Annotated in this window: 21 protein-coding genes and 1 tRNA gene; 12 read left to right on the top strand and 10 right to left on the bottom strand. The window is 58.9% G+C overall.

Annotated elements, in window-relative coordinates; translation table 11 throughout:
- Window positions 1-64: 64 nt before the first annotated feature.
- The 4 genes from X738_RS0142760 to X738_RS69100 all read right to left on the bottom strand — a co-directional run bounded on the left by X738_RS0142760 (window position 65) and on the right by X738_RS69100 (window position 5,352).
- Complete coding sequence (locus tag X738_RS0142760; RefSeq protein WP_280810695.1) at window positions 65-2,716, bottom strand: adenylate/guanylate cyclase domain-containing protein; 2,652 nt, start codon at window positions 2,714-2,716, stop codon at window positions 65-67.
- Entirely contained in the window at window positions 2,701-3,885 is a 1,185-nt protein-coding gene (locus X738_RS69110; RefSeq protein WP_023801612.1) for a TfuA-like protein, read from the bottom strand. The genes X738_RS0142760 and X738_RS69110 overlap by 16 nt, the downstream gene beginning before the upstream one ends.
- The gene (locus X738_RS69105; RefSeq protein ID WP_245277755.1) at window positions 3,885-5,003 is read right to left on the bottom strand and encodes a YcaO-like family protein; all 1,119 of its coding nucleotides are present in this window, start codon (window positions 5,001-5,003) and stop codon (window positions 3,885-3,887) included. Before X738_RS69105 ends, X738_RS69110 begins: the two co-directional genes overlap by 1 nt.
- 139 nt (window positions 5,004-5,142) lie before the next feature.
- Complete coding sequence (locus X738_RS69100; protein ID WP_031255812.1) at window positions 5,143-5,352, bottom strand: hypothetical protein; 210 nt, start codon at window positions 5,350-5,352, stop codon at window positions 5,143-5,145.
- 360 nt (window positions 5,353-5,712) lie between these two features.
- On the opposite strand from X738_RS69100, the gene X738_RS69095 reads away from it, so the two are divergent.
- The gene (locus X738_RS69095; protein WP_023801609.1) at window positions 5,713-6,402 is read left to right on the top strand and encodes an iron-containing redox enzyme family protein; all 690 of its coding nucleotides are present in this window, start codon (window positions 5,713-5,715) and stop codon (window positions 6,400-6,402) included.
- A gap of 70 nt (window positions 6,403-6,472) precedes the next feature.
- Here X738_RS69095 and X738_RS69090 read toward each other — a convergent pair whose 3' ends face one another.
- Complete coding sequence (locus X738_RS69090; RefSeq protein WP_023801608.1) at window positions 6,473-7,126, bottom strand: dioxygenase; 654 nt, start codon at window positions 7,124-7,126, stop codon at window positions 6,473-6,475.
- A gap of 332 nt (window positions 7,127-7,458) precedes the next feature.
- Here X738_RS69090 and X738_RS69085 point away from each other — a divergent pair, with 332 nt between their 5' ends.
- Complete coding sequence (locus tag X738_RS69085; protein ID WP_023801607.1) at window positions 7,459-8,196, top strand: DUF4336 domain-containing protein; 738 nt, start codon at window positions 7,459-7,461, stop codon at window positions 8,194-8,196.
- A gap of 21 nt (window positions 8,197-8,217) precedes the next feature.
- Here the strand turns inward: X738_RS69085 and X738_RS69080 are convergent, their stop codons facing one another.
- Window positions 8,218-8,643, bottom strand: a complete 426-nt coding sequence (locus tag X738_RS69080; protein ID WP_023801606.1) for a hypothetical protein — start codon at window positions 8,641-8,643, stop codon at window positions 8,218-8,220.
- 332 nt (window positions 8,644-8,975) lie between these two features.
- Between X738_RS69080 and X738_RS85030 the strand changes: the two genes are divergently transcribed.
- Window positions 8,976-9,149 carry a hypothetical protein gene (locus tag X738_RS85030; protein WP_023801604.1) on the top strand — a complete coding sequence of 58 codons (174 nt, stop codon included), beginning with the start codon at window positions 8,976-8,978 and terminating at the stop codon, window positions 9,147-9,149.
- A gap of 13 nt (window positions 9,150-9,162) precedes the next feature.
- Here the strand turns inward: X738_RS85030 and X738_RS86245 are convergent, their stop codons facing one another.
- Together X738_RS86245 and X738_RS69070 are read right to left on the bottom strand one after the other, a co-directional pair.
- Window positions 9,163-9,339 (bottom strand): hypothetical protein, encoded by a 177-nt coding sequence (locus X738_RS86245; RefSeq protein ID WP_023801603.1) that lies wholly within the window; start codon window positions 9,337-9,339, stop codon window positions 9,163-9,165.
- 504 nt (window positions 9,340-9,843) lie between these two features.
- On the bottom strand, window positions 9,844-10,767 hold the full coding sequence (locus X738_RS69070; RefSeq protein WP_023801602.1) for a hypothetical protein: 924 nt from the start codon (window positions 10,765-10,767) through the stop codon (window positions 9,844-9,846).
- Window positions 10,768-11,182: 415 nt separating this feature from the next.
- Between X738_RS69070 and X738_RS69065 the strand changes: the two genes are divergently transcribed.
- Window positions 11,183-12,355: a glycosyltransferase gene (locus tag X738_RS69065; RefSeq protein WP_023801601.1), complete on the top strand. Its 1,173-nt coding sequence runs from the start codon at window positions 11,183-11,185 to the stop codon at window positions 12,353-12,355.
- Between the two features lie 2 nt (window positions 12,356-12,357).
- Window positions 12,358-13,533 (top strand): UDP-galactopyranose mutase, encoded by a 1,176-nt coding sequence (gene glf / locus X738_RS69060; protein ID WP_023801600.1) that lies wholly within the window; start codon window positions 12,358-12,360, stop codon window positions 13,531-13,533.
- 81 nt (window positions 13,534-13,614) lie between these two features.
- On the opposite strand, the gene X738_RS69055 is transcribed toward glf, so the two are convergent.
- Window positions 13,615-14,763, bottom strand: coding sequence for a beta-glucosidase (locus tag X738_RS69055; RefSeq protein WP_051407890.1), 1,149 nt, complete (start codon window positions 14,761-14,763; stop codon window positions 13,615-13,617).
- Between the two features lie 675 nt (window positions 14,764-15,438).
- On the opposite strand from X738_RS69055, the gene X738_RS69050 reads away from it, so the two are divergent.
- The 7 genes from X738_RS69050 (at window position 15,439) to X738_RS85015 (ending at window position 21,165) form a co-directional block, all read left to right on the top strand.
- Entirely contained in the window at window positions 15,439-16,905 is a 1,467-nt protein-coding gene (locus X738_RS69050) for a hypothetical protein (RefSeq protein WP_198032861.1), read from the top strand.
- Between the two features lie 1,141 nt (window positions 16,906-18,046).
- The gene (locus X738_RS89180) at window positions 18,047-18,241 is read left to right on the top strand and encodes a low affinity iron permease family protein (RefSeq protein WP_373420448.1); all 195 of its coding nucleotides are present in this window, start codon (window positions 18,047-18,049) and stop codon (window positions 18,239-18,241) included.
- 185 nt (window positions 18,242-18,426) lie between these two features.
- The gene (locus tag X738_RS69040; RefSeq protein WP_023801596.1) at window positions 18,427-18,843 is read left to right on the top strand and encodes a sigma factor-like helix-turn-helix DNA-binding protein; all 417 of its coding nucleotides are present in this window, start codon (window positions 18,427-18,429) and stop codon (window positions 18,841-18,843) included.
- Window positions 18,844-19,007: 164 nt separating this feature from the next.
- The gene (locus tag X738_RS85020) at window positions 19,008-19,151 is read left to right on the top strand and encodes a hypothetical protein (RefSeq protein WP_156942634.1); all 144 of its coding nucleotides are present in this window, start codon (window positions 19,008-19,010) and stop codon (window positions 19,149-19,151) included.
- A 1,190-nt stretch (window positions 19,152-20,341) separates the two neighbouring features.
- Window positions 20,342-20,518, top strand: a complete 177-nt coding sequence (locus X738_RS86240) for a hypothetical protein (protein ID WP_084833821.1) — start codon at window positions 20,342-20,344, stop codon at window positions 20,516-20,518.
- Window positions 20,519-20,667: 149 nt separating this feature from the next.
- On the top strand, window positions 20,668-20,892 hold the full coding sequence (locus X738_RS89175; RefSeq protein WP_353728201.1) for a helix-turn-helix domain-containing protein: 225 nt from the start codon (window positions 20,668-20,670) through the stop codon (window positions 20,890-20,892).
- 135 nt (window positions 20,893-21,027) lie between these two features.
- Window positions 21,028-21,165 carry a hypothetical protein gene (locus X738_RS85015; protein ID WP_023801592.1) on the top strand — a complete coding sequence of 46 codons (138 nt, stop codon included), beginning with the start codon at window positions 21,028-21,030 and terminating at the stop codon, window positions 21,163-21,165.
- A gap of 208 nt (window positions 21,166-21,373) precedes the next feature.
- Here the strand turns inward: X738_RS85015 and X738_RS69025 are convergent.
- A tRNA-Arg gene (locus tag X738_RS69025) sits at window positions 21,374-21,450 on the bottom strand.
- Window positions 21,451-21,560 lie beyond the last annotated feature (110 nt).

Genomic DNA, 21,560 nt, shown 5'->3' with positions numbered 1-21,560 from the left:
GGGCGCCGTGCCTTGGGACCGATCACGCCGGCCAACCCGCCGAGATCAGCGTGTTCGAGGCCGACTAGCTGCACGACCGGGCGAGAGCTAGAATATCCTCCCACGAAGCGCTCGACCCCTTCGAAACACAGGATGCAAATTGCTCTTCACCAAGTGTTTCGCGGGTCACCGATATAATCTTCTGAAAATCGGCGTTGTCGGTCGGCTCGAACCGGGCCCCAAATCGCGTTAAACGCGCCTGGATGGCACCGATGATCCAGGCAGCTTCCTTGGCGGCTCCCTTTGCCAGGAATACCCCGCTGACAGCGGCAGTCGCCAGGTTGACAACCACCGGGTAGTCGTACCTCTCGCTGATGGCCAAGGCGTCGCGGGCCAACCTGGCTGCCTCTTTCCAGTCTCCTTGGTGCAGCCTGAAATGAGCCAGGTTCTGCAACAAATGACCTGGCCAGTAGGTATCCCCGAGACCTTCCAGCAGGGAAAGAGCTTCCTGATAGTATTTCTCGGCCGTCTTCTCGTCACCTTCTGAACGGGCCCCTTCGCCGAAAGCGATCAACGCCACCACGGCCCCGTAGTCGTCGCCCAAGGCCCTGAAGAGTTCCAGCGACCCGCTTATCAGTTCGAGACCGGTTTCCAGATCTTCTCCCAACGTCACCTTGGCAATGCCCAAAATAATGCCGGAACTCGCTGCACCGGCTTGATTGCCAAGCTCCAGACAGAGCCTATGGCTTTCATTGGACAATTCGTGAGCCCTTGCAGGATCGCCCGACATGTAGCTGATCCAACCTGCTGCATCCAATATCTCGGCGAGCGGACCTGCCTCTCCTACGTGCCGAGCCTGCGCCACAGCTACTTTCGACCACCGCTTCGCTTCAGAGAATTGGCCACGGGAGATCCAGAACCACTTCAGCGCGCAAAATAGCTTGGCCGTCCCGTCCGCGTCTGACTGCTTCATCAGCCATTCAAGAGCAGCTCTTATGTTGCCGGTCTCCTGGAAAAGCCGTTCGACGCAATCCCGTTGATTGTGCCGCATCACGTTCGGAGCATCGTCCGCGACGAGGGCGGCAAAGTAGCGGGCATGCTGCGCCTGACAATTCTGCAACGAACCCGACTGGCTCAGGCCTTGGCTGGCGTACTCTCGAATGGTGTCGAGCAAGTGGAGCCTTGGCTTCCCGAGCGTCACATTCTGATACACCAGGTTCTTTGCTAGAAGAGACTCCAAGTGTTCGACGGCCTCATCACCGTTGCACCATGGAGCCATCACATATTCTGCCGCCGCCACGTCAAACCCACCCACAAAGACAGACAGCTTCCGGAACGCCTCGCGCTCGTCCTTCGTCAGAAGATCCTCACTCCATTGAATGGCCGCCCGCAAGGTGCGGTGGCGTGGGTCGACATCTCTCACCTTGTGCTTGAGGCTGTGCAGACCTCTGACAAGCCGCCGCGAGAGTGCGGCCGGATCCAGCACGCGTATGTGCGAAGCAGCGAGCTCGATCGCCAAGGGCAAACCGTCGAGGCGCCGACAGATTTGAACAATCTCACGGGCAACGTCGGGCGTTAGCCTAAACTCTGGACGTTCTCGCTGGGCCAGGTCGACGAAGAGCCGTACACAGGGGTTCTGCGAAACCTCGTCGAAAGGGGCCCTTTCATCGGGGAGAGGCAGCGGTCCCACGACAACTTCCGTCTCACCTCGAACGCCCAAGGTCTCCCGGCTCGTGACAATGAAAGCAAGATGGGGACATTCCTTCATCAACGACGTCACGGTCGGGGCACCGGCAATGACGTGCTCGAACGTGTCAAGAATCAACAACAAGTGCGCATCGCCGATCGAGTTGCGCAGGGACTCGATCGCAGAAAGTCCAGCTACTTCCTGTATGCCTAACGTCTGGCATATCGCAGACGGAATCAAATCTGCACTGTGGATGTTGCCGAGCTGGGCAAAGAATACGCCACGAGCGAAGGATTGTATCAGTGACCTGCCAACCACGAGCGAAAGAGACGTCTTTCCAGAACCGCCCGTGCCGGTGAGTGTGACCAATCTGCGCCCGCTTTCGAGGATAAGTCGCCGGACCTTCTCGACGTCCGCGTCCCTTCCGAAGAATGCCTCCGGCTCGAGAGCGAGATTCGTCCTGTTTGCACCCATCGACGAGATGGGCGCAAAATCGCTGGGCAGTCCTGGAACCACCAGGTCGAACAGCGCTTCCGGATAGCGCAGATCTTTCAGGCGGTGGAAGCCAAGGTCGCGGATGTGCATGCCCGGCTGAATTGCACTTTGAGAGATATCATCACGGACGGCATGCGAAATCACAATCTGCCCACCGTGCGCAACTGCACTTATTCGAGCCGCGCGATGTACTTCTATGCCCACGATCGCGGATTCATGCCGCTGCACCGTGCCAGCGTGCAAACCCATTCGCACTTTGGGCTCGCACCCCTTAGCCCATTTTTCCTTGCTGATTGCAATTTGGGCGTCGATCGCTGCCCGAACCCCCAGGTCCGCGCCGGGGAACAGCGCGAAGATGGAATCTCCGGCAACCCCGACTTCCTCTCCTCCATGCGACTCGATGGCGTTTCGGAGCAGCTCATGGTGCCGCGACAACATCAATGGATAGACATCGGCATATCTGTCAACGAGCCCTGTCGACCCCTCGATGTCCGTGAACAGCATGCAGACGCTTTCACTCTGCAAGCCGTCGTTGCTGGTTAGTTGCGTTCCCATTGTGGTTGGTGTTCCATAGGTTCCTGAGCACTTGCAGGCGGAAAGAGGATGCGTCTCAAGCTTTTCGTCAGGGCGTGCAGGTCCCGCTGCTTCGCCAAGTCCGGCGTCGACAATCTCCCACTGGTCGCCAGCTCGTTCCAACACGAGACTTGGTGGGCGCACGCAAGTTCCAGCTCGGCGTCTTGAAGGTCGCTCGCCTCAGGTGAAATCCCGAGTCGCCGTGCCTCCCTCACCGCTCGATTGAAAACGTTGAACCCTGTAAGAGCGGCGTCGAAGTCGAAGGAAGTGGCGATCGCGGCCCAGAGCGTATTTGCCTGCTCGACCGTCAGCTTGCTGGTGATTTCTTGTGTTGAAAGTCCATGCAGATGCATGCGGTGAATGTATCCGGAAACCACGATCCACGCCACCAGATCATCTCGGATTGCATCTATTTTGGTGCCGTCGAGCGGGTCAGGCCCACGCTCGCGCCCTTCGTCCAACAATCCGAACAGTCCAGGCCCATATTTTGGCGGCTGTGGTCGCAAAGCCCCCGTCCGCAACCATTTTTCGAGCCTGCGAAACGCCAGCTTCGCGTCCTGCCGCTTTGCATCGGCCCCCTTGAGAAACTCTTGCGTCGCCATGGGAGGTATGACCCCGGCATCCTTGAACGCCGCGCTCCATGTGCGATGAGAGTAATGCGTTGATTTGGCAGCTGCAACGATGGAAACACCGTCGGCTGTCGTCATCACACCAAGGTTCACGGCTCGGCGCAATGCAACACGGATATTGATGAGCGGGTCTGTCAGCGACGGATAGGGCCTATCCTCCCTGAACGTGACGGCGACTTCATCCTCGGAGGATATCGCGCGCCGCCGGTATAGGCGGTAGACGATGCCAATCCCCAGCGCGCCAGCCGGGTAACAGTCTGCGGAACGCAGCGCGCCCATGCTCGAAGCTCCGATGACGACAGCTCCGTCTTTGATGACATCAATGACCTCGCGCGGGGGAACAGCGAGTGAGCCGCCAAAGACACCATCGATTATGAGAAAAATGGAATGCTTGAGGATACGGTAGCGATAGAGGTCACCGCGCCGGCAGGGCCGCGCCACCAGGGCGTCGGGCAGAACCGAGAGAACATCCTCTCGCGGCGCCGTTGGCCCAATGAAAACGATCGGCGGCAGCTCATGCATCACAAGAGGTGTCTCGCACATCTCCAGCCGACGCGATGGCGGTCCGCGACGAAGGCGGAGAGGCCAGGCACCCTGACCCTCACGACTGCAATGCCTAGATCGTTGCGTTTCATGTCCACGGCGATTGCTTGCCGGATGCCCACCGATCCCAGCCGATCGAGAATATAGTCAGTTTCGGATTCCAGATCGTCGAACGCCCTGCTTCGAAGCGCAGAGAACGGGACCATCGGCGCCTTGCAGAGCAGATGCCGTCTTGCCGAGAGCGTGAACGGCCGAGCCGTTGCGGACAGGCCGTTGAAAGTGTCTCTTGCGCCCTGAATGACGCCAACACGCGACTGGAATGCTTCGGTAACCGCTCGCCGAAGGGCCGTTTCTGTAACTGGGTCGGCTCCCCAGCCACCGAAGACATGCGTGATCGGGCCATGCTCGGTCAGGAAGGCGCGATCGACCAGCATGCAGCCGACAACCGGGATTTCCAGATCGCTGGTCAGGTCCTCAAGAACGACATCCATGCCGGCTTCGGTCGCGGACAAGACGAAGCGCTTACAGGACTCTGGAATCGAGTCCGGATCGATCCTCGCCTTGTGGGGTGGCACGCGCCCGTCATCCCCGAACAGATCGAAGAACTGATGCTGGCTCACAGCGTCTCGCTCTATCACTTCCAGGAGCGCATGGCGCAGCGCCTCCGCATAGGTAGCGGCTGCGGCCAGTCCGTTCGTATCGACATGATCCAATATTCCCTGCTTGGGCGGCGTCCTAGCGAGGTCGGCCGCGATCCAGATCGGCCGGGAACCGTATAGATCCCAGGCCTCGACCCATTCGAACTCCAGGTTCGCTTGGTAAGCGGTCCGCGGCGGCAAATCGAAATCCAGAGGATCAGCGACGTTGACACCGGATGCGCGAAGCTGCTCGAAGCTCGCACAGCGGGAGGGAGCAGCAATCCGCTCGGCCGCGACCCTTTCTACCGCCTCCATGATCGCGCTGATCCGCGCCGATCGCCGGTCCGGCCCCTTCCCCAAATGGGTCGTCAAGTCGCTTGCGAGCGGCGAAATCGCCGCGAACACCGGCGCGCCCACGCAGTCAAGGGGCGTGATATCCGCCAAGCGTGTTATTGGCAATCGGTCCAGTATCCCTTCAACCAACTCTTCAACGAAGCCAAGGTCGCAAACTCTTCCGCTTTGTGGCGAGAGTTTCCCGAAAGTCTCTGCCTTCGCGGCGGGCCAGGTGCTAAGCCGGGACGTCAGTGCCTCAGCCTTCTTACAAGCCGCAAACTGCGAAATGGTAATCTTTGTTGTGTAAGGTGAGATGAGACCCGGTGCTTTCCGCGATCTTTTTAAGAACCGTTATTTCATCAGGACTCAAGTTCGAAATCACATCGTGAACATTCGGCGGCAACATGTTCTCTTGGATGTCGGGGATTACCCCGCTGTCTTTCAAGCTTTGGAAATTCTTTGCAAAATCCGGCATCGGTTCCCCCTGAATCTCGCGATCTGGAAACAGTCTGTGAAGCAGCAATGCGAAGATATCGAGCGCTATTGTAATTGGTCTCCTGGAACTGTCCAGTCATTATTAGCAGGTCATAATACATCTGAATTGCCTGAGCGCTGCGGAGGATTCTCGTTCAGGGGCAGGTGTCGTCGTGGCCGACAGTAGTGACGCTGATGACGTCCGAAGTGACAAGTTGAATGTGCACCCGAGTTCCAGCAGAATGGGTCACATCTCAGAACGCCAAGGCGAATCGGAGGGAGTTTGCCGGGAGTTCGACGGCTTGGCCCCCTCGGCTCATGAGCGCTCAGTTCGTTATGTCCTCTCATGAAGGTTGTAAGTATGTCCATCGCCAACAGTGAAAGCGTCAGGACCAAAGTCGCTCTCTGTATCGGCCCGCTCGAGGCTGCGTTCGAGAAGCTGTGGAGCCACGATCCGCTGGAACAGGTCGTCCCACCCTACCTTGTCTTGCTTCACCAGCTGATGCGGGCCTCAGTCCCGTTGATGGGCCGTGGGGCTGAAGTCTGTGAAAAGCTGGCGGCAACGGATCCTTTGGCGAGAAGGTTGGGTGCTTATTATCTCGGCCATATCGAAGATGAGCGGGACCACGATGCTTGGGCGCTCGAGGATCTTGCTTCAGCAGGTTACGATGTGGACTGTGCGCTTTCGATTGTGCCCTCGCCCCAGTTGGCCAATCTCGTTGGCTCGCAATATTACTGGCTGAACCATCACCACCCGATCATGCTGATGGGATACATCACAGTTCTCGAAGCATTTCCTCCTTCCAAGCAGCGTGTCGATGAAATCCGAGATCGGTCGGGCGTTCCTGAAGCGGCATTCAGGACATTGAGAATTCATGGAGAGCTTGATCCGACACATAGTGCCGAGATCGACGACACATTGAATGAACTCCCGCTGGGCAAAATCCATCTCGAAATGATTGGCGTGAGCGTCCTTCATACTTGCGAGTGGCTCTCCAGGAGCGTCCAATCCTTGAGACCCGTCGAGTCTTTGGCGAGAAGGGTTCGCTGACATACAGCAACCGCGTTCGACAGGTCGCATAGCCGACCTGCTCGTTCGCTGTGTGCAAGGTGGAGCCAGCTCACCGTCTGCACAATTTGGTGATGTAGAGGTGACAATTGTGCGCCGCATCGAGCAGGATCTCTCCGGGCGCACAAAGATGCTCCACGCCAGACCGGGCGAAGCGGACGCGCGTTGGGCCAGCGACAGCCGATTGCGGAGGCATGGAATTGCCCACCGCGCCCCCGAAACTTTCCTCGTGATACTGCGAGAACGCGATGCCGATCTCCGCGAGACAGGCCCGAACCGTTGGCATAAAGGGCTCGGGGCCGCAGAGATATAACGTGCGCTGGTGAAGGTCGGGAGCCAGCCGCAGGAGCATGGGGCCGTCGATCCGACCCGTAGGGCCTTGCCATGCCGAACCTTCCTGGCTGCAGTCGAAACTTACATCAATATTGGAGAATCGCGCGGCGAGCGCCTCCAATTCGGAGCGGAAGACGATGTCGTCCGCAGTCCGGGCGCAGTGAATGAAACGAATCTCATGGCCAGATGCCCGGTCCGTTAGCGCCCGCAGCATCGACTTGACGGGACTGATGCCGCTGCCGCCCGAAAGAAAGAGCGGCTTCTCACATGGCAGGTCGTCGAAATTGAACCGTCCGACAGGCCCTTCTATTTCAATGTCGTGGCCTGGCCGGAGATTATCGTGGAGCCAGTTTGAAACGAGGCCGCCCTTCACTCGCGTCGACGCGTGGGAGGATCACCTAAACTTGGTAGCAACGGCTGGCTTCGGTAGCTCCAGCCGTAGCTCGAATGTCTGCAACGGAGAAGCCTGATCAACGTCCGGAATTGGCGCAACGACGATGTCCAGAGTAATCGCCGGCAACGTCTGCTATCGGGCAACAGCAAGGATCACCTCAATGGCCGACATGAGGCGCAAAGCTGCCGTTGGTCCGTTGCAACATAATGATTTGCTTTGGCCAGCAGACGAACTAGGCCGTCACGCATTTCCCCGGAACAGATCCTCTCGAAGCGTGTTGCGCCAGCTCCAAGCTAAATTGGAGCACAACCATGAAGCCCGAAGACGCCACCTACCCTCCTCTTGATGTCGCCAAGCCTGTCGCTCCGGGGGTCTGGATCGTCGACAGCGGACCGCTGAGCGTGATGGGCATTCCAGTCCCGGTGCGCATGACGGTTATCCAGCTCGGGAATGGCGGTCTCCTGCTGCATTCACCAACACGGTTCGCTTTTGAGCTGAGAGAGCAGCTCGAGCAGATTGGCCCGATACTGCATCTGGTTGCGCCAAACAGTGCACACTGGACCTTCGTCAAGGAGTGGCAGGACCATGTGCAGGGAGCGCCGACATGGGCCGTTCCGGGCTTGCGCCATCGGGCAAAGGTCCGCCGGGCCGGCGTCAGGATCGATCACGATCTGGCCGCTGCGGCGCCGGACGCCTGGTCGAAAGATCTCGATCAGGTTGTCGTTCCAGGAGCCGGTAGGTTCACCGAAGTCGCATTCTATCACAAGAACAGCCGAACTATGGTGCTTACGGATCTAGTTCTGAATCTCGAGCCGGAAAAGCTACCATTCATCATCAGGCCGGCGGCGCGCCTCTTAGGCGTCACGGCACCTGGGGGGAAGGCCCCCATTTACCTGCGGATGATCATCAAACGGAAGCATGAGCAGGCGAAGGCGGCCGCGGAGCGCCTCGTGGCTTTCCAGCCAAAGCGCGTGATCTTCAGCCATGGCCGGTGGTTCCACAAGGATGGGACGACATTACTTCACCAGTCGCTGGCCTGGCTTCTCTGAGGGCGGCCGCAGAGAAGATTGTCAGCAGGAACTAGCCATCAACTCCCGTTGCCGTTCCCATTCGACGGGCAAACCCCTGACGAGCGCCTGGAGCTGAACCCCCACGGGCTGCCGTCCGTCGAGTATGGCTTCGACCAGATCGGGCGCGAGCAGCGTCAACTGGAGCACATGGGATACGAAGGAGCGGTCAAGCCTTTCGGCCGCGGCAAGTTCGATCACTGTGGCGAACTCGCCTATTTCCAGCATGTGTTTCCACCGGAACGCCCGCGCCAGCGCCCGGATAAGAGTGCTGTCTATGCGTGGCCGTGCTGGGGTCCATTGCTGCGCGCCGGCGGGCGAGATGATGATCTTGCGGCCACCACGCTTGCGCAGGGTTAGCGGCAGATGGACTATGAGCGATTTGCCGTCAGGGCTGAGTTCGGCATATTTGGCCTCCGACGGCATCATGCAGTCCTCCTATGCTCCGGCGGCTGTCGCAGCTCCGTCGCGAGGCTGGCCATGCCTTCCGTGCGAAGCCGGATGGAAATGCTCTCGACGGCGACATCCACCCACTCGACCAGTAGCTGGACGATGCGGGCCTGCTCGGGCGGGAAGAGCTCATCCTAGAGTGGATCCAACTGGACGAGGGCTTCACGGACCTCGGTTTCAGTGATGCTGGAATCGTCCATTCGCATGGCCATCCAGGTGTTTACGATCGTTTCGGGCGTTCGAAGCAGCGCCCGAAGCTGGTCGATGGGCGCGCTTGAACAACATCCGGCTTGACGCGGAGAAGCCGCTCGATGGCAAAAACTACTCATTCCAAGCATCGGTTTAACGACACCTCCCTCTTTGGGTTCGTGGCGCGGCATTGGCCAAACATCGAGAATGAAGGCCAACCAAGCGGTTGGCTTGTTTGCGACGACGGCTCGATGGACTCGGCGGATTTCATCCACTTTGATGACGCTACGCTTTGAACGCCAGGGCGTCTCACCTCTTCTTGGTGGCTGCCGATGCGTTCTGCCCAGCCTTCCCACTTGCTTTGGCATCCTTGGAATGCGCCGCCAAAGCGGGCCCGGCGCCGGTGTCTTTCTGCATGTTTCCGCTGCTCGATTTCGCAGGGTTTGCTGTTTTGAAACTCTTGAGCAGTTTGCTGAAGAAACCCATGGTCGCCTCCATTAAAGCACCGGTAGGCAGAAATGCCCCGCTACCTCCTTGGTTCCGCGGAATCTGATACTGTCGCATTCGACTTGGCCGAATTGCTGTTGATGCCCAGTGCAGCTTCTCAGAGGGACCATCGACACTGCGCAGAGCAAGGCAGAGTCTCACCAGCGAAGGGACTAGCGAAGGCTGGATGGCGCAGCGCCTTTACGCTGGGCGCGATTTCGCGCAACGCTCAAAGCGGGCTATGAAGAGAGTGAGAATTCCCCGCTACCTTTCGGGCAGCGGGGTTCCTCGATCAGAGGCGGTTGAGGTCACGAGCCCGATCCCGCTCGATCTCGTCGGGAGTATAGTCTTCCGCCTCGGCGTCAAATCCTGTCCAACCGCCGGCCTCGTAGTCTCTGCGACGTTCGGCTAAGTCGACCGATCTGGATTGATTGAGGATCTGCTCGGCACGCGGCAGCAACCCGATTACAAAGATGATTATCTGAAGTGGGCTGGTCGTCCCTGTTAGGCGACTCGTGAAAGGACTTGCTGATCCAGGTCGCACCTAGCCAGTCCGAAACGCCAGCGATGGTTCGTTGCCTCACGTCTGCTCTGGTAGAACAAAGTCAGTTTCCCGCCCTCGATCATCACCGTCGAATGGCCGTTCTCCCCAGGCTCACCAGGATCAAGCACAGGGCCGACCGACACGTAAGGACCCTGGACGTCGTCGGCGATGGCGAAGAATACGCGCTGACGACTTCCGCGCGGACCGTCGGGAAGGAAGCAGGTGGCGTTGAGAAGCACGCGACCATCGGGCAATTCGACCAGTTGGGCGCCCTCGATGCCCCATTCGTAGTCCGGATGCTCGCGCGCGTTGTGATGGGGAACGTCGAGATGGTCCAATATCTTGCCGAGACGTTTCCACGGCCCGAACCAGGAATCGGATTGGCTGCGCGCCAGATAGACGTCAGGCTGCGCCACCCTGGTGAATTTAGGCATGCCTGAATAGACGATGTAGCGCTTGCCGCCGATGATCGCCGGATGGGGATCGTAGATCCCGTCCTCATCGGTGTCCGGCAGGGACAATATCGCCGGATTCAGCACCACCCAATGAAAGCCATCGTTGGACACCGCATGCTCGCAACGTCCGCCGGACTTCATGAATTCGGTCTGGATGAACATGTGGAAAACGCCGCATTCATGGATGACGCCGGGCGCCGCTATGCCCGATCCGGTTACCGCCAAGTCGAGCGCCTCATGCTCAGTCCACGGCCCATAAAGGTCCGGAGCCGTGGCATGTAGTATTTTCCAGCTCTCGGTCGTGACAGTGCCGCTGGAACCGAAGACGTGCCAAAGCGTGCCGTCGAACACCGGACAAGGATCCTTCAGATCATCCACGGACCGCGGGTGAAACAACGGAAAGACGTTGGTTTCAAAGTTGAACTTCATTCCTTGCGGCTCTCTCACGGTGGCTGCCTGCATCGACCCATGCGTCGGGCCATCTGTGGCGACCAAAACGAATCATGCGCAGCTCATTAACTCTTATACCTGCGCTCATGAATGGTTGTTGAACGATTGAGCGGATTTCAGCCGTTCTGTGGCAATGCGCCACATTTGGCGAGATCTGAAGCTGCAAGGGCCTCCGCCTTGGCCGAGGCGACATGTCCATCGGGTGTTGGTAGCAGCGCCGCTTCTCTTCGAACAATCGCGCAAGTGGCCGGCTCGGCGGCTCCAGCAATTAAATCCGTGGAACAACTTACTCAAATAAAAGTTTAGACGTACGGATGAGGCTTCAGCAGGAGCCTGCTTCGATTAACATATGTTAATCTGGAGAATTACACACTATAGCTAAAGGGATTCTTACATGAAAATAGCGGGCGGCAAAAAAAATAAATCAAATATCCCCCTGAAATCGTTTATTTTACTTTGCTTTTCTCACCTCAGGTGGGATTTCGTACACCAACGCCCGCAGCATATTTTGACGCACGCCTCAAAGCAGCAGCAGCTAATTTACTTTGAGGAGCCAGTCTACGAGGAAATACACTGTCCTTCGATGCGGGTGAACAATCGGTCTGCAATGATCACAATCGTAACCCCGGTTCTTCCGGTCGGCATTTCCGCGACAAAGGCAGACGCCATCCAGCGCAGGTTCGTCAACCAGATCGTCAACTCAACTCCGCATGACCGGCTGACCATCTGGTACTACACGCCCATGGCGCTGCGTTTCAGTGACCATATAGCGTGCGATGTATGCGTCTACGACTGCATGGATGAACTCTCCGCCTTCAAGAACGCACCGGCAGAGTTGCAGCAGATGGAAAAAGCGCTGTTCCAGCGCGCTGATATCGTGTTCACGGGCGGGCAGAGTCTGTACGAGTCCAAACGAAGCCTCCACAAGTCGATTTTTCCCTTCCCCAGCAGCATAGACGTTGCGCATTTCCACAAGGCAAGAGAGCCCGGCGATGACCCTGTAGACCAGGCAGACATACCTCACCCGAGAGTAGGCTTCTTCGGGGTGATCGACGAACGGCTCGACGTTGAAATGATCGCACAGGCGGCTGCGGCAATGCCCGAAGTGCATTTCGTCATGCTCGGCCCGGTGGTCAAGATCGACCCGCTAAGCCTGCCGCGCGCAAGTAACTTACATTGGCTGGGTGCCAAGTCCTACGCCGACCTGCCTCGCTATCTCAGGCACTGGAGCGCCGGCTGGATGCCCTTTGCGCTCAATGAGGCGACACGCTATATCAGCCCGACCAAAACTCCTGAGTTCCTGGCCGCCGGACTGCCGGTGGTCTCCACGGCGATTGTGGACGTCGTGCGCACCTATGGTGCCGAAGGCCTGGTCGACATTGTTGACGCCGAAGACATCGAAACCAAGCTTCGCTCCCTTCTGTCACGTCCCCGGAATTTCCTGTTGAAGGAGGTCGATGCCTACCTCGCTAACATGTCCTGGGAACGAACGTGGGACGCAATGGCTGCCCATATTCAGCGCGCCTATGCAATGAAAAGCATTGTGCCTTTGCGCCGGGGAGCCTGACCATGTTCGATTGGTTGATTGTCGGCGCCGGCTTCGCTGGCAGCGTGCTCGCTGAACGCATCGCATCGCAACGGCAGGAAAGCGTCCTGCTCATCGACCGGCGAAACCACGTCGGCGGCAACGCTTATGACTGCTATGACGAAGCGGGGATTCTGGTCCACCGCTATGGGCCGCATATATTCCACACCAACGCCCGATCGATCATCGACTACCTCTCGCAATTCACCGAATGGAGGCTTTACGAACATCGCGTACTGTCGTCGGTCGACGGAAAACTGCTGCCGATACCGATCAACCTCGACACGATCAATCGCCTGTACTGTCTTGAATTGACGCCCGAGCAGTTGGAGGAGTTCTTCGCATCCCGGCGAGAAACGGTCGAGGAAGTCCGGACCGCCGAAGACGTGGTTGTGAGCACCGTTGGCAGGGAACTCTACGAAAAATTCTTTCGCGGCTATACAAGGAAGCAGTGGGGCGTCGATCCGGCCCAACTAAGCAAGTCCGTGACTGCGCGGGTCCCTACCCGGACCAACCGCGATGATCGTTACTTTGGCGACACTTTCCAGAATATGCCGGCTGGCGGGTATACACGCATGTTCCAGCGCATGCTGGACAACCCAAGGATCAAGATCATGCTGCAGACCGATTATCGCGAAATTCGCGACAAGATCCCCTTTCAGCGGATGATCTACACCGGGCCGATTGATGAATATTTCGACTGGAGCCTTGGTCGTCTGCCTTATCGGTCACTGCGGTTCGAACACGTGACGCTTGATTGCGAGCAGTTTCAGCCGGTCGCCGTTGTCAACTATCCGCAGACGGAAAACTATACCCGCATTACCGAGTACAAGCATCTGACCGGTCAGCAGAGCCCGAAGACCAGCCTGACTTACGAATATCCAACCGATATCGGCGATCCCTATTACCCGGTGCCGCGGGCGGAAAACGAGGCGCTGTACAAACGCTATCAAGCACTGGCAGCGGCGTGCCCCGACGTGTGGTTCGTCGGGCGCCTAGCCACGTACCGCTACTACAATATGGATCAGGTCGTCGGTCAAGCTTTGGCGACGTTCGCGCGCATTCAACAAAGCCTGCCGGCAAATGGCGTGGCGCAGATGCCAACGCACCGAGCGATGCTCGATTCGTCGGGCACGGCTCGCGGCGAACATCTATACTGATCTCGGATAGTGGTAGCCAAGTCGTGCCTTGCCGTGATCCGCCGCGAAAGTCGCTAATGGTCGCGCGCCTTTTTTCGACGGCTACGAAACACCCGCCGAGAACAATGTGCGTTGGCGCTCCAATTCATTGGCGACCGGCTGGCGAAGACTGCGCGAACCGTCGGCATGAATCGTCGAGAACAAGCCGACTTCCGCGTGGCGCGAATTGTCCCAGCCGGGATACGCGGTCACCGGGTAAAGGCATATGCCCTGAATCGGCGCACCAAGGCTCATCGCGTCACGGATCTCATCGCAAACATAGTGGAGCCATGCCGGCCGGCCTGATCCTTCAGCGCCCGTCTCGGCGATAAACATCGGTTTTCTGTAGCGCTCAGCGACTTCGACCAACATTCCCGAAAGTGCGCGGTATTCGTGGTGACCCATCGGTATGGTTGGCCCGTGAAAGTACCATTGATTGTGCGGATAAAAGTTAAGACCGATGACGTCGACACAGTCCTCGCTGCCGCCCAGTTCGGGCTCGGCACGGCCCGTCAGCATGTCATAGGCTTCAAACTGGCCTTGACGCGCATTTTCCGCGCGCCGCTGCTCGGCGCGAGTGCGGTCACGAGGAGCGACATGGATTAGCGGTTCAGCCCAGATGAACCTGCAATCAGGTTCGGCACCCCGCATCGCTTTGACGCCCGCAACCGCTGCCCTCACAAGCTGACGCTTGAACCATCCCCGCTTCTTCGGCCCCACGCGCGGGAAATAGCCGACCTCTATCGCCCATGCAAAGAACGAGATTTCATTGATGGGACATACCAGGGGAGCTGTCCCTGCAACGGAGCGGTGAACCCGGACAGCCTCAGCGGCGAATCGCACATAGGCCTCGGTGAAGCCTGAGCCACCCTGGTCGACATGATCCGGCGAGCCGTAGTGAAAGATATCCCAGATGACCTGCACCCCGGCGGCCTGAGCTGCTTCGATCATCGATATCCAACCCGACCAATCGAAAACTCCTGGCGCTGTCTCAATCAGGTGCCAGCGCAAGCCGTCGCGAATCGTGCGAAGCCCAAGGGCAGCACAACTGCGATAGTCGCCGAGGGCGTGCGTGTCGTGTGCGGTCGCGCGGATCAAATCGAGGCGCACTCCGTCGCCGCGCCGATGGGATGAACACTCGAAACCAGCCATGAAGAAGCTGGCAAACGCGGACCGGTACTCGCCTGGCGGACGCGCCGGATCGCTGCTCATACGTGCGACCCGTCGGCCAAGGCTCGCGCCGACGCTCCCGCCAGGCGACCGGCCATTGCCATTCTCGACCGCCACAATTGCTTTCGGGCCTCCATCACGTCGTCCCCTGAGCGGTACATGCCGTGCAAGCGTCGAAAGTTGACCAAGCGAGCGTGAGCGGAGCCGAGTCCAGGTGTTGTCGGTGAGCAGACGTTGACCTCCGGATGACAGACTGTCGCTCTGAAGCCGCGCCTCGCCAATCGTTGTCGGGCTTGATGATGGAATCCGAGGAAGGAGAAGATCGCACGCACGACAACTATAAAGCCGATGAGATGCAACGACACGCGCAATCCCCCCACACTGCCTACCGAACTTGCCTGCGACCGTTAGGTTCCCCTTCGGCTAAAGTTTTTCTGGTCGGGCAGGCGACCCGCCAACCTGGCATTTCTGCCCTTGTCGACGAAGCGACGCACGACAATTCCGCTCCCTCGTCATCCGCAGCGAGGGTTCGGCCTGCAACTTCTCTGGTGATCGGTCGACATCACCAGCTTCGCGCCGCTCTTGAGGCAGGGCGCCGCGGCGTCGAGACAGGGCATCGTTGTACCCAAGATGGGGTAAAGATCATCGGCCTGCCAAGCCCGGCGAAACATTTTGCCACCGCGGCAGTTATACCGCTCCGGCGACGAAATTCGGGGCATGCCTTTGAACGATATTAGATTGGCGATACCGCTGGTCGGGGAAGTGGGAGACTCTGCGCCGAGACCGGCTGCCGGCCTGCCTTGGATTAAGTTAGCCGGCTCCTATTTCGCCACCGAGGACGGCGAGGCATGGACGCCGATCGGGCAGAATGATGCGGTAAGCTGGCCCGAACTCAATGGCCTGTTCCGGCGCGCCGATATGGCCGGCGTGGAAAATCATCTCCGTTGGCTGAAGGAAAGCGGCGTCACATGCCTCAGGCTGATGCTGGAATATGCCCAGGTTCGCCACCGCTACTTCGAGAAGCCGCAGGGCCGCTTCGTGCCGGCGATGGTGCAATTGTGGGACGACCTCTTTCGTCTTTGCGAAAAGCAGGGCTTAAGAATCCTGCTCACTCCCTTTGATACGTTCTGGCAATGGCTCCATTGGCGCCACCACCCCTACAACCGCAATAACGGAGGCGTGCTGGACCACCCGTCGCGATTCCTGGTCTGCGCCGAGACGCGCCGCGCGATCAAGGCAAGGCTGGAATTCGTGGTTCGCAGATGGAGCGGCAGCGGAGCCTTCTTCGCATGGGACCTCTGGAACGAGATCCATCCCGAGCAGGCTCAGGGCAGCGCGGATGGATTCGGCGCCTTCATCCATGATCTCAGCGATTTTGTGCGCCGGCTGGAAACGTCACTTTACGGTCGCTCTCACCCGCAGACCGTCTCGCTTTTCGGACCTGAGCTTCGCTGGCGGCCTCACATGCCGCTGCCCGGGCCGATCTTCCGCCACCCCGACCTCGACTTCGCCTCCCTCCATCTCTACGAGGAGGGCACGATCGACGACCCCAGTGACACGGTGGCGCCAGCGCTCGGCATGGCGCGGATCGTCGGAGAGGCGCTTGGTGAAATTCATGACGGTCGCCCTTTTCTCGATTCCGAGCACGGCCCGATCCACTCGTTCAAGGACAAGAAGATCACGCTCCCCGAACCCTTCGACGATGAATACTTCCGCCATCTGCAATGGGCTCACCTGGCTTCGGGGGGTGCCGGTGGCGGCATGCGGTGGCCGAACCGCTCCCCGCACGTGCTCACCCCCGGAATGCGGCGGGCGCAGCGTTCGCTGGCCGACTTCCTGCCTCTGATAGATTGGGTTTCGTTCCGGCGTGTCCATCTCGGCGACAAGATGCGGATTTCCGGTCCCGACATCGCGCCGGTCGCCTGCGGCGACGATTCCCAGGCAGTGGTCTGGCTGGTTCGCAGCGACACGATCGGGCGAAATGGCATGCTGCGTGCCGGCACTGCGCCCATTCCTGCCGTCCTGGAGCTGCCCGGGTTGGCTCGCGGCACCTATCGCGTCATCGCCTGGGACACCGCGGCCGGCAGGCAAACAGCGGAATGGCAAGCGAATTCGGACGGCTGGCTGAAGCTTGATTTGCCGCCGTTCTCCGCCGATGTCGCCCTTGCCATCCGCCCGGTCTAGAGCAGGCCACCTCGCGCCCCTACGGTGTCGTGATCCCCCAAGCCAAAGCTTGGGTCTGGTCCCGGCGACGCGATCCTCAAATGGAACATTAGTCACTTCTTAGTATGTCTAGTATGGTTTAGCGGTGGGTGCGCCCGGCATGCCCGATGCAGACCGGGTATGGTTCCGCGAGACGCCGTATTCAGTTTTTGAATTCTCAGGCTCCGCTCAAGTCGTTCGCCCATCCCACACGGCAGCGCTGCGGGAACGGGAATCCCGCAACTGCAATGCGCCATGCGGATGCAACAAAACCCTCTTCGGTCCGTTCTTCACAAGCCAGTTCACCCTGACTACTCCGATTTTACTCCCGCCGTTATCGGCCGGCGGGTCCTTCCCATTGCGTGTGACGGTCGCGCGTAGGCGATGCGCTTGTTCTCTTCTCCGGTCTATGTGAGAACCGACCGACCCGGCTTCCGCTACGGGGTCGATCACGTCCAGGATGCCTCCGAGCAACTCCTCAAGTGGATCGAACGCGGCCCCAGGTGGAACAAGGCAATGATTCTATGCCTATCAGCCCTGGAGGGTGATCCGATCGACCCCGCAGATAATACGGAAGGCTGTCGTGGCTGCAGCTAAGAAGGCAAAGGTGTTGTTGCCTTCCGACTGGGTACCTGGTCGCGGAGATGTTTGAACATCTCAGTCTAAGTTTTGCTTTGTCCAGTGTCCGAGACATTTGGCAGCCTTAGCAGCGCGGTGCTACGGCCAGTTCTACCGGTCATCAGGCGACCCAGGTCTTCTGCGAGCGAGACGTCTGTCGATCAGGAAAGAGTTTGTCAAACCTTGCCAGGCGTCTTCGCCCCCCAGGCCTGCTGGCAGCCTGGCATGAAGTTAGAATGATCCGCGAAAGATAGGTGGAACGGTCGAGGAGGCAAGAGCTCCCACGTTGTGCTCGCGTAGACGGAACCTGCTGTGGGTTAGGTATGTTATAGCCGCATAGCGGTGAGCAGTTTGCTATCATCCAGGAGGGACCCCGCGACAAATTGCATTGAAATCTCTCACCTCTAGCGTTCTTGATCGGGGGTTTTGCGGTCCGGCAACCGCTGGACCTCTTCGCCTGAGGAGCAGAAGTTGGAAAAGGTATTCAGCCATCTAAGCGGGAGAAGTGGCTCGCGCAATGGGCCACGCCTGGGGATCTGCAGTCTGTATGGCATTGACGTCGCTATGGGCAGCATCGGGCTCCGTCTTTGATTACTCGCAGACATGGCAACTCATCATCAACACAGGTACGACGTTCGCCGCTTTCCTGATGGTTTTTCTGATCCAGACTACCCAAAACCGCGATGGCGTAGCGATCTAGGCAAAACCCGATGAGCTGGTTCGCGCCGGCGAAGCGAAAAGCGACTTGATTGGTATCGAACATCTCACTGACGCCGAAGTCCAGGAGATCCGGGTACGAATCTCCAGTGCCAAGGGAAAATCTCGGAGCGAGCATTGACGTCGAGTCCGACGGGAGCTGGACCATTGTCCTCCAGGGGCTACCCCTTGGCCAACCAGGAAACGGATGACGTTTCCATCGTTGACCTGATACCTGCCTTGCGAGCCTTCGCCCGCACCTTCTGCCGGGTTCCCGACGATGCCGACGACCTGGTCCAGGAGACATTGACCAAAGGGCTNAAGGCCGCCGACAGGGAAAAGCCGGGCCTGCTTGACTGCGCCTCCGCAATCCCGATTACGGAAGCGACGCAGGAGTGGTCCGTTCAGAGCAAGGAAGTCGCCAACGCGGTCCAGAGGTTGCCGGAGCATCAGCGCGAGGTCCTGATGCTGATCGGGGTCCTTGGCGTCAGCTATGAAGAAACTGCCGAAATATGCGGTTGCGCGGTGGGAACGGTAAAAAGTCGCCTTAACCGAGCGCGTGCCAGCGTGCTGGAATACCTTGGCAATGAGCCTCGGCAGAAATGAGCAGCGATCTCACCCGCCTAAGCTGTCACGGGTTTCTGCACATCTATGTAGCTCAGAGGTGTTGTTCCCGCGACCGGCTCCCCGACGCCGGTTGCGCAATCACGTCACGGGAACAAACGTCCAATAGCAGGGTTAATTTCTACATCGATCAGCTGGAGGCGAAAATGTCACTGTTCTCTGCGGCGGTTGCCGTTCTCTCGATCCGAGCTACCAAGTCACCAAAGCAGCCGCCCTTCACCGGCCACACGATGCTGCGTCCGATCCTCAAGAAACCCGATGTGCGGCGCATGACACCCACAAAAAACTGACCCGGGCGACGAACGGAACAATTGAACGCTGGGGTGCCAACTATACGGCCAACCTCCCGCGATTCAATTCCTGCGATGCCGCCCTTGCAGCTTAGGACGTCATAACCGCGTAGCCAGATGCGGATTGCGACGAGTTTGAGGGCAGCGAGGTGGTTTTCTCCCAGCTTGTCGTATTCACGACCTAGCAAATGCCGCGCCCCCGTTTCAATCGCACCTGCCGCAGCCCTCAGGATCGGCTGTCTGTGAACGCGTCTTGGACCAGGTTTGCGCAGATGAGCAAATCGATCTTTAGCCGGGATGCGGATCCGGCTGTTTGGCTCGATGATGCCGTAGAGGATTCCCGGCGCGCCCTGCAGTTGATGTCGCGCAGATCATGGCTGTTCAGGTACAGGATATCGAAGGCGCCGAGATTGGCGTAGGGATCCCTCTGGACGGCTTTAGCGCAGCGAAGTCAGGCAGACCGGCCTCATTGGTGACAACCGCCTCGCCATCGATGATCGCGTTCACGACCTCAAGCTCCCTCGCGGCTTCCACGACGCCCATATACTTGCTCGTCCAGTCCGCACCGGTTTTCGTGTAGACGCGGATACCTTCGCATCGGTTTGCATGATTCAGCGGGCGGTCCGGCGGGAAGTAGAGTATCAAGAATACTTGCAGGCGCCTGATCTCGCGCACGTCAGCCGTTGTTGGCTAGCGGCCATCGCCGCATCGCGCCGCCTCAGCGTTTGGGAGCACCAACTCCCGCTACGGCTATGTCTTGGGTTCCGGAAGACAGGACCACCACAGCCGACATTCCGGGTCGCCTGTGGGGGTCAGGTGCCGCACGCACCTGTGTAGAGAAATCCAAGGTGCCGCAAATCGACGTGGTGCCGCACATAAACCAGAGGGCTGAAATGACCAACGCCGCAGAACAGTGGAAGGTTCGGCCTGACCTGAAGCCGGTGAATGACGAAACGACTAGGTCGGCTCCCCCAATTCTGCTTCGTTTCTTGCCGTCGGGCGACGCTCGTCATCAACAGGCGGAAGCTGCATAACCTCCGCCTCGGTGCGACCGCCAAGGCCGAACAAAAACCTAAGCACAATGGTCTCCTTCGGCTCAGCAACCCGACGGACGGCGGTTTCCTCCAAGGGACGGGAACCGCAATGCACAGTGCCCGTTGCTCTGATCGATTTAGCGAGGAGAATCAGAAATGGCCCGAAAAAAATCGTCCGATACGAGCCGGTTAAAGAAGGGTGCAGATCTTGAAGTTGAGCACCTGACGGAGGTGACAGACGTGACGCCGAAACAGGCGCGAACACTGCTTCGCAAGCACGGCGCCGACTGGCAGAAACTGAAGGACGAAGCTGAAGATTTGAAGGAAAACTGACGCACCGAAGACCGGGCAATTAGAACCGCCAAGGGTCTGGCGGCGAAACATGCTGGTGTAATTGCATGGTCGCGCGATGCTAACCCGTCGCTGGGCGAATACGGCGAGCCGACGACACTATTTGTTGGCGGCGACGTGCCGGACATGGAGTGACAGGCTGCCGTGTGGGACGCGCAACACCGCTTAGCGAGGTGCAGCAGATCAGCGTTTGGCGCTATCGCTTTCCGTGTCGGCCCTCGCGAGGAACTGCTCGGTTGTCGCGGGAAGATTGTCAGCTTGCCCGATCGATAGGCATCAGCTTTCAGCAACTTCAGAAATACGAGAACGCGAGAAACCGTGTCGGCGCCTCCATGCTCTACGAGATCGCCACGTGACTTGGCGTTCCCGTCAGCCGCTTCTTCGAAGGCCTGCCGGGCAATGAGACCACCCGGGAAACTCGACCTCTACCGGTAGACGAGCGCATAGACTTCATCGCCAGTGCGGAAGGCCGGCGTCTTGTTGAGGGCTTGATGAATCTTAATCCGCGCGTACGCGGCCGGGTGGCGGCCTTGATCGCCGCATTGGGGGAAGAACTGGCGGTCCTCGATGCGGACCGGGGCAGCGCGACGACCGCAGAACCCGCGCTGGACGCGCGCAAGACGGCTTAGGCCGACAGGCAGTCACGCAAGCGACTCTGCTGTCGCCACACTGAAATAACCGCCATTGCCACGGGGGCACTCCACCTATGGTGCTATTTTCTCGCCGGGGGGCGCCGACTGTCCAAAACCGGCTGAAAAACCGGCTGAATTCCGAAAATCAAGCCGGCGACGACTTCCCGGCAGCATCAAAAAAGTTAGCAATTTCAATTGGATGGAATGGCGCGCCCGAAGAGATTCGAACTCCTGACCCCCAGATTCGTAGTCTGGTGCTCTATCCAGCTGAGCTACGGGCGCGCAACAGGCCATGCTTTGCATGGCCCGCGATCCGATCCTTGACGACCGGCCGCGATGTGACGTGTTCCCTAGCGACTGAATTTCCGAAAAGCAAGCCGATCCGGCAAAAG

It is taken from the genome of Mesorhizobium sp. L48C026A00 (genome assembly GCF_000502375.1).
Classification (GTDB): Bacteria; Pseudomonadota; Alphaproteobacteria; order Rhizobiales; family Rhizobiaceae; genus Mesorhizobium; species Mesorhizobium muleiense.
The sequence above is the reverse complement of the archived record's forward strand: the minus strand, read 5'-3'. Positions and strand labels throughout refer to the sequence as shown.

What these genes read in the sequence shown, in the direction of transcription:
- X738_RS69110 (WP_023801612.1), bottom strand. Translation starts at nt 3,885, where the DNA reads ATGCATGAGCTGCCGCCGATCGTTTTCATTGGGCCAACGGCGCCGCGA.
- X738_RS0142760 (WP_280810695.1), bottom strand. Translation starts at nt 2,716, where the DNA reads ATGGGAACGCAACTAACCAGCAACGACGGCTTGCAGAGTGAAAGCGTC.
- X738_RS69065 (WP_023801601.1), top strand. Translation starts at nt 11,183, where the DNA reads ATGAAAATAGCGGGCGGCAAAAAAAATAAATCAAATATCCCCCTGAAA.
- glf (WP_023801600.1), top strand. Translation starts at nt 12,358, where the DNA reads ATGTTCGATTGGTTGATTGTCGGCGCCGGCTTCGCTGGCAGCGTGCTC.
- X738_RS69055 (WP_051407890.1), bottom strand. Translation starts at nt 14,763, where the DNA reads ATGAGCAGCGATCCGGCGCGTCCGCCAGGCGAGTACCGGTCCGCGTTT.
- X738_RS85015 (WP_023801592.1), top strand. Translation starts at nt 21,028, where the DNA reads ATGAATCTTAATCCGCGCGTACGCGGCCGGGTGGCGGCCTTGATCGCC.
- X738_RS69085 (WP_023801607.1), top strand. Translation starts at nt 7,459, where the DNA reads ATGAAGCCCGAAGACGCCACCTACCCTCCTCTTGATGTCGCCAAGCCT.
- X738_RS85020 (WP_156942634.1), top strand. Translation starts at nt 19,008, where the DNA reads ATGTCACTGTTCTCTGCGGCGGTTGCCGTTCTCTCGATCCGAGCTACC.
- X738_RS86240 (WP_084833821.1), top strand. Translation starts at nt 20,342, where the DNA reads ATGGCCCGAAAAAAATCGTCCGATACGAGCCGGTTAAAGAAGGGTGCA.
- X738_RS69080 (WP_023801606.1), bottom strand. Translation starts at nt 8,643, where the DNA reads ATGATGCCGTCGGAGGCCAAATATGCCGAACTCAGCCCTGACGGCAAA.
- X738_RS69100 (WP_031255812.1), bottom strand. Translation starts at nt 5,352, where the DNA reads ATGCCGGATTTTGCAAAGAATTTCCAAAGCTTGAAAGACAGCGGGGTA.
- X738_RS69095 (WP_023801609.1), top strand. Translation starts at nt 5,713, where the DNA reads ATGTCCATCGCCAACAGTGAAAGCGTCAGGACCAAAGTCGCTCTCTGT.
- X738_RS86245 (WP_023801603.1), bottom strand. Translation starts at nt 9,339, where the DNA reads ATGGGTTTCTTCAGCAAACTGCTCAAGAGTTTCAAAACAGCAAACCCT.
- X738_RS85030 (WP_023801604.1), top strand. Translation starts at nt 8,976, where the DNA reads ATGGCAAAAACTACTCATTCCAAGCATCGGTTTAACGACACCTCCCTC.
- X738_RS69070 (WP_023801602.1), bottom strand. Translation starts at nt 10,767, where the DNA reads ATGAAGTTCAACTTTGAAACCAACGTCTTTCCGTTGTTTCACCCGCGG.
- X738_RS69050 (WP_198032861.1), top strand. Translation starts at nt 15,439, where the DNA reads ATGCCTTTGAACGATATTAGATTGGCGATACCGCTGGTCGGGGAAGTG.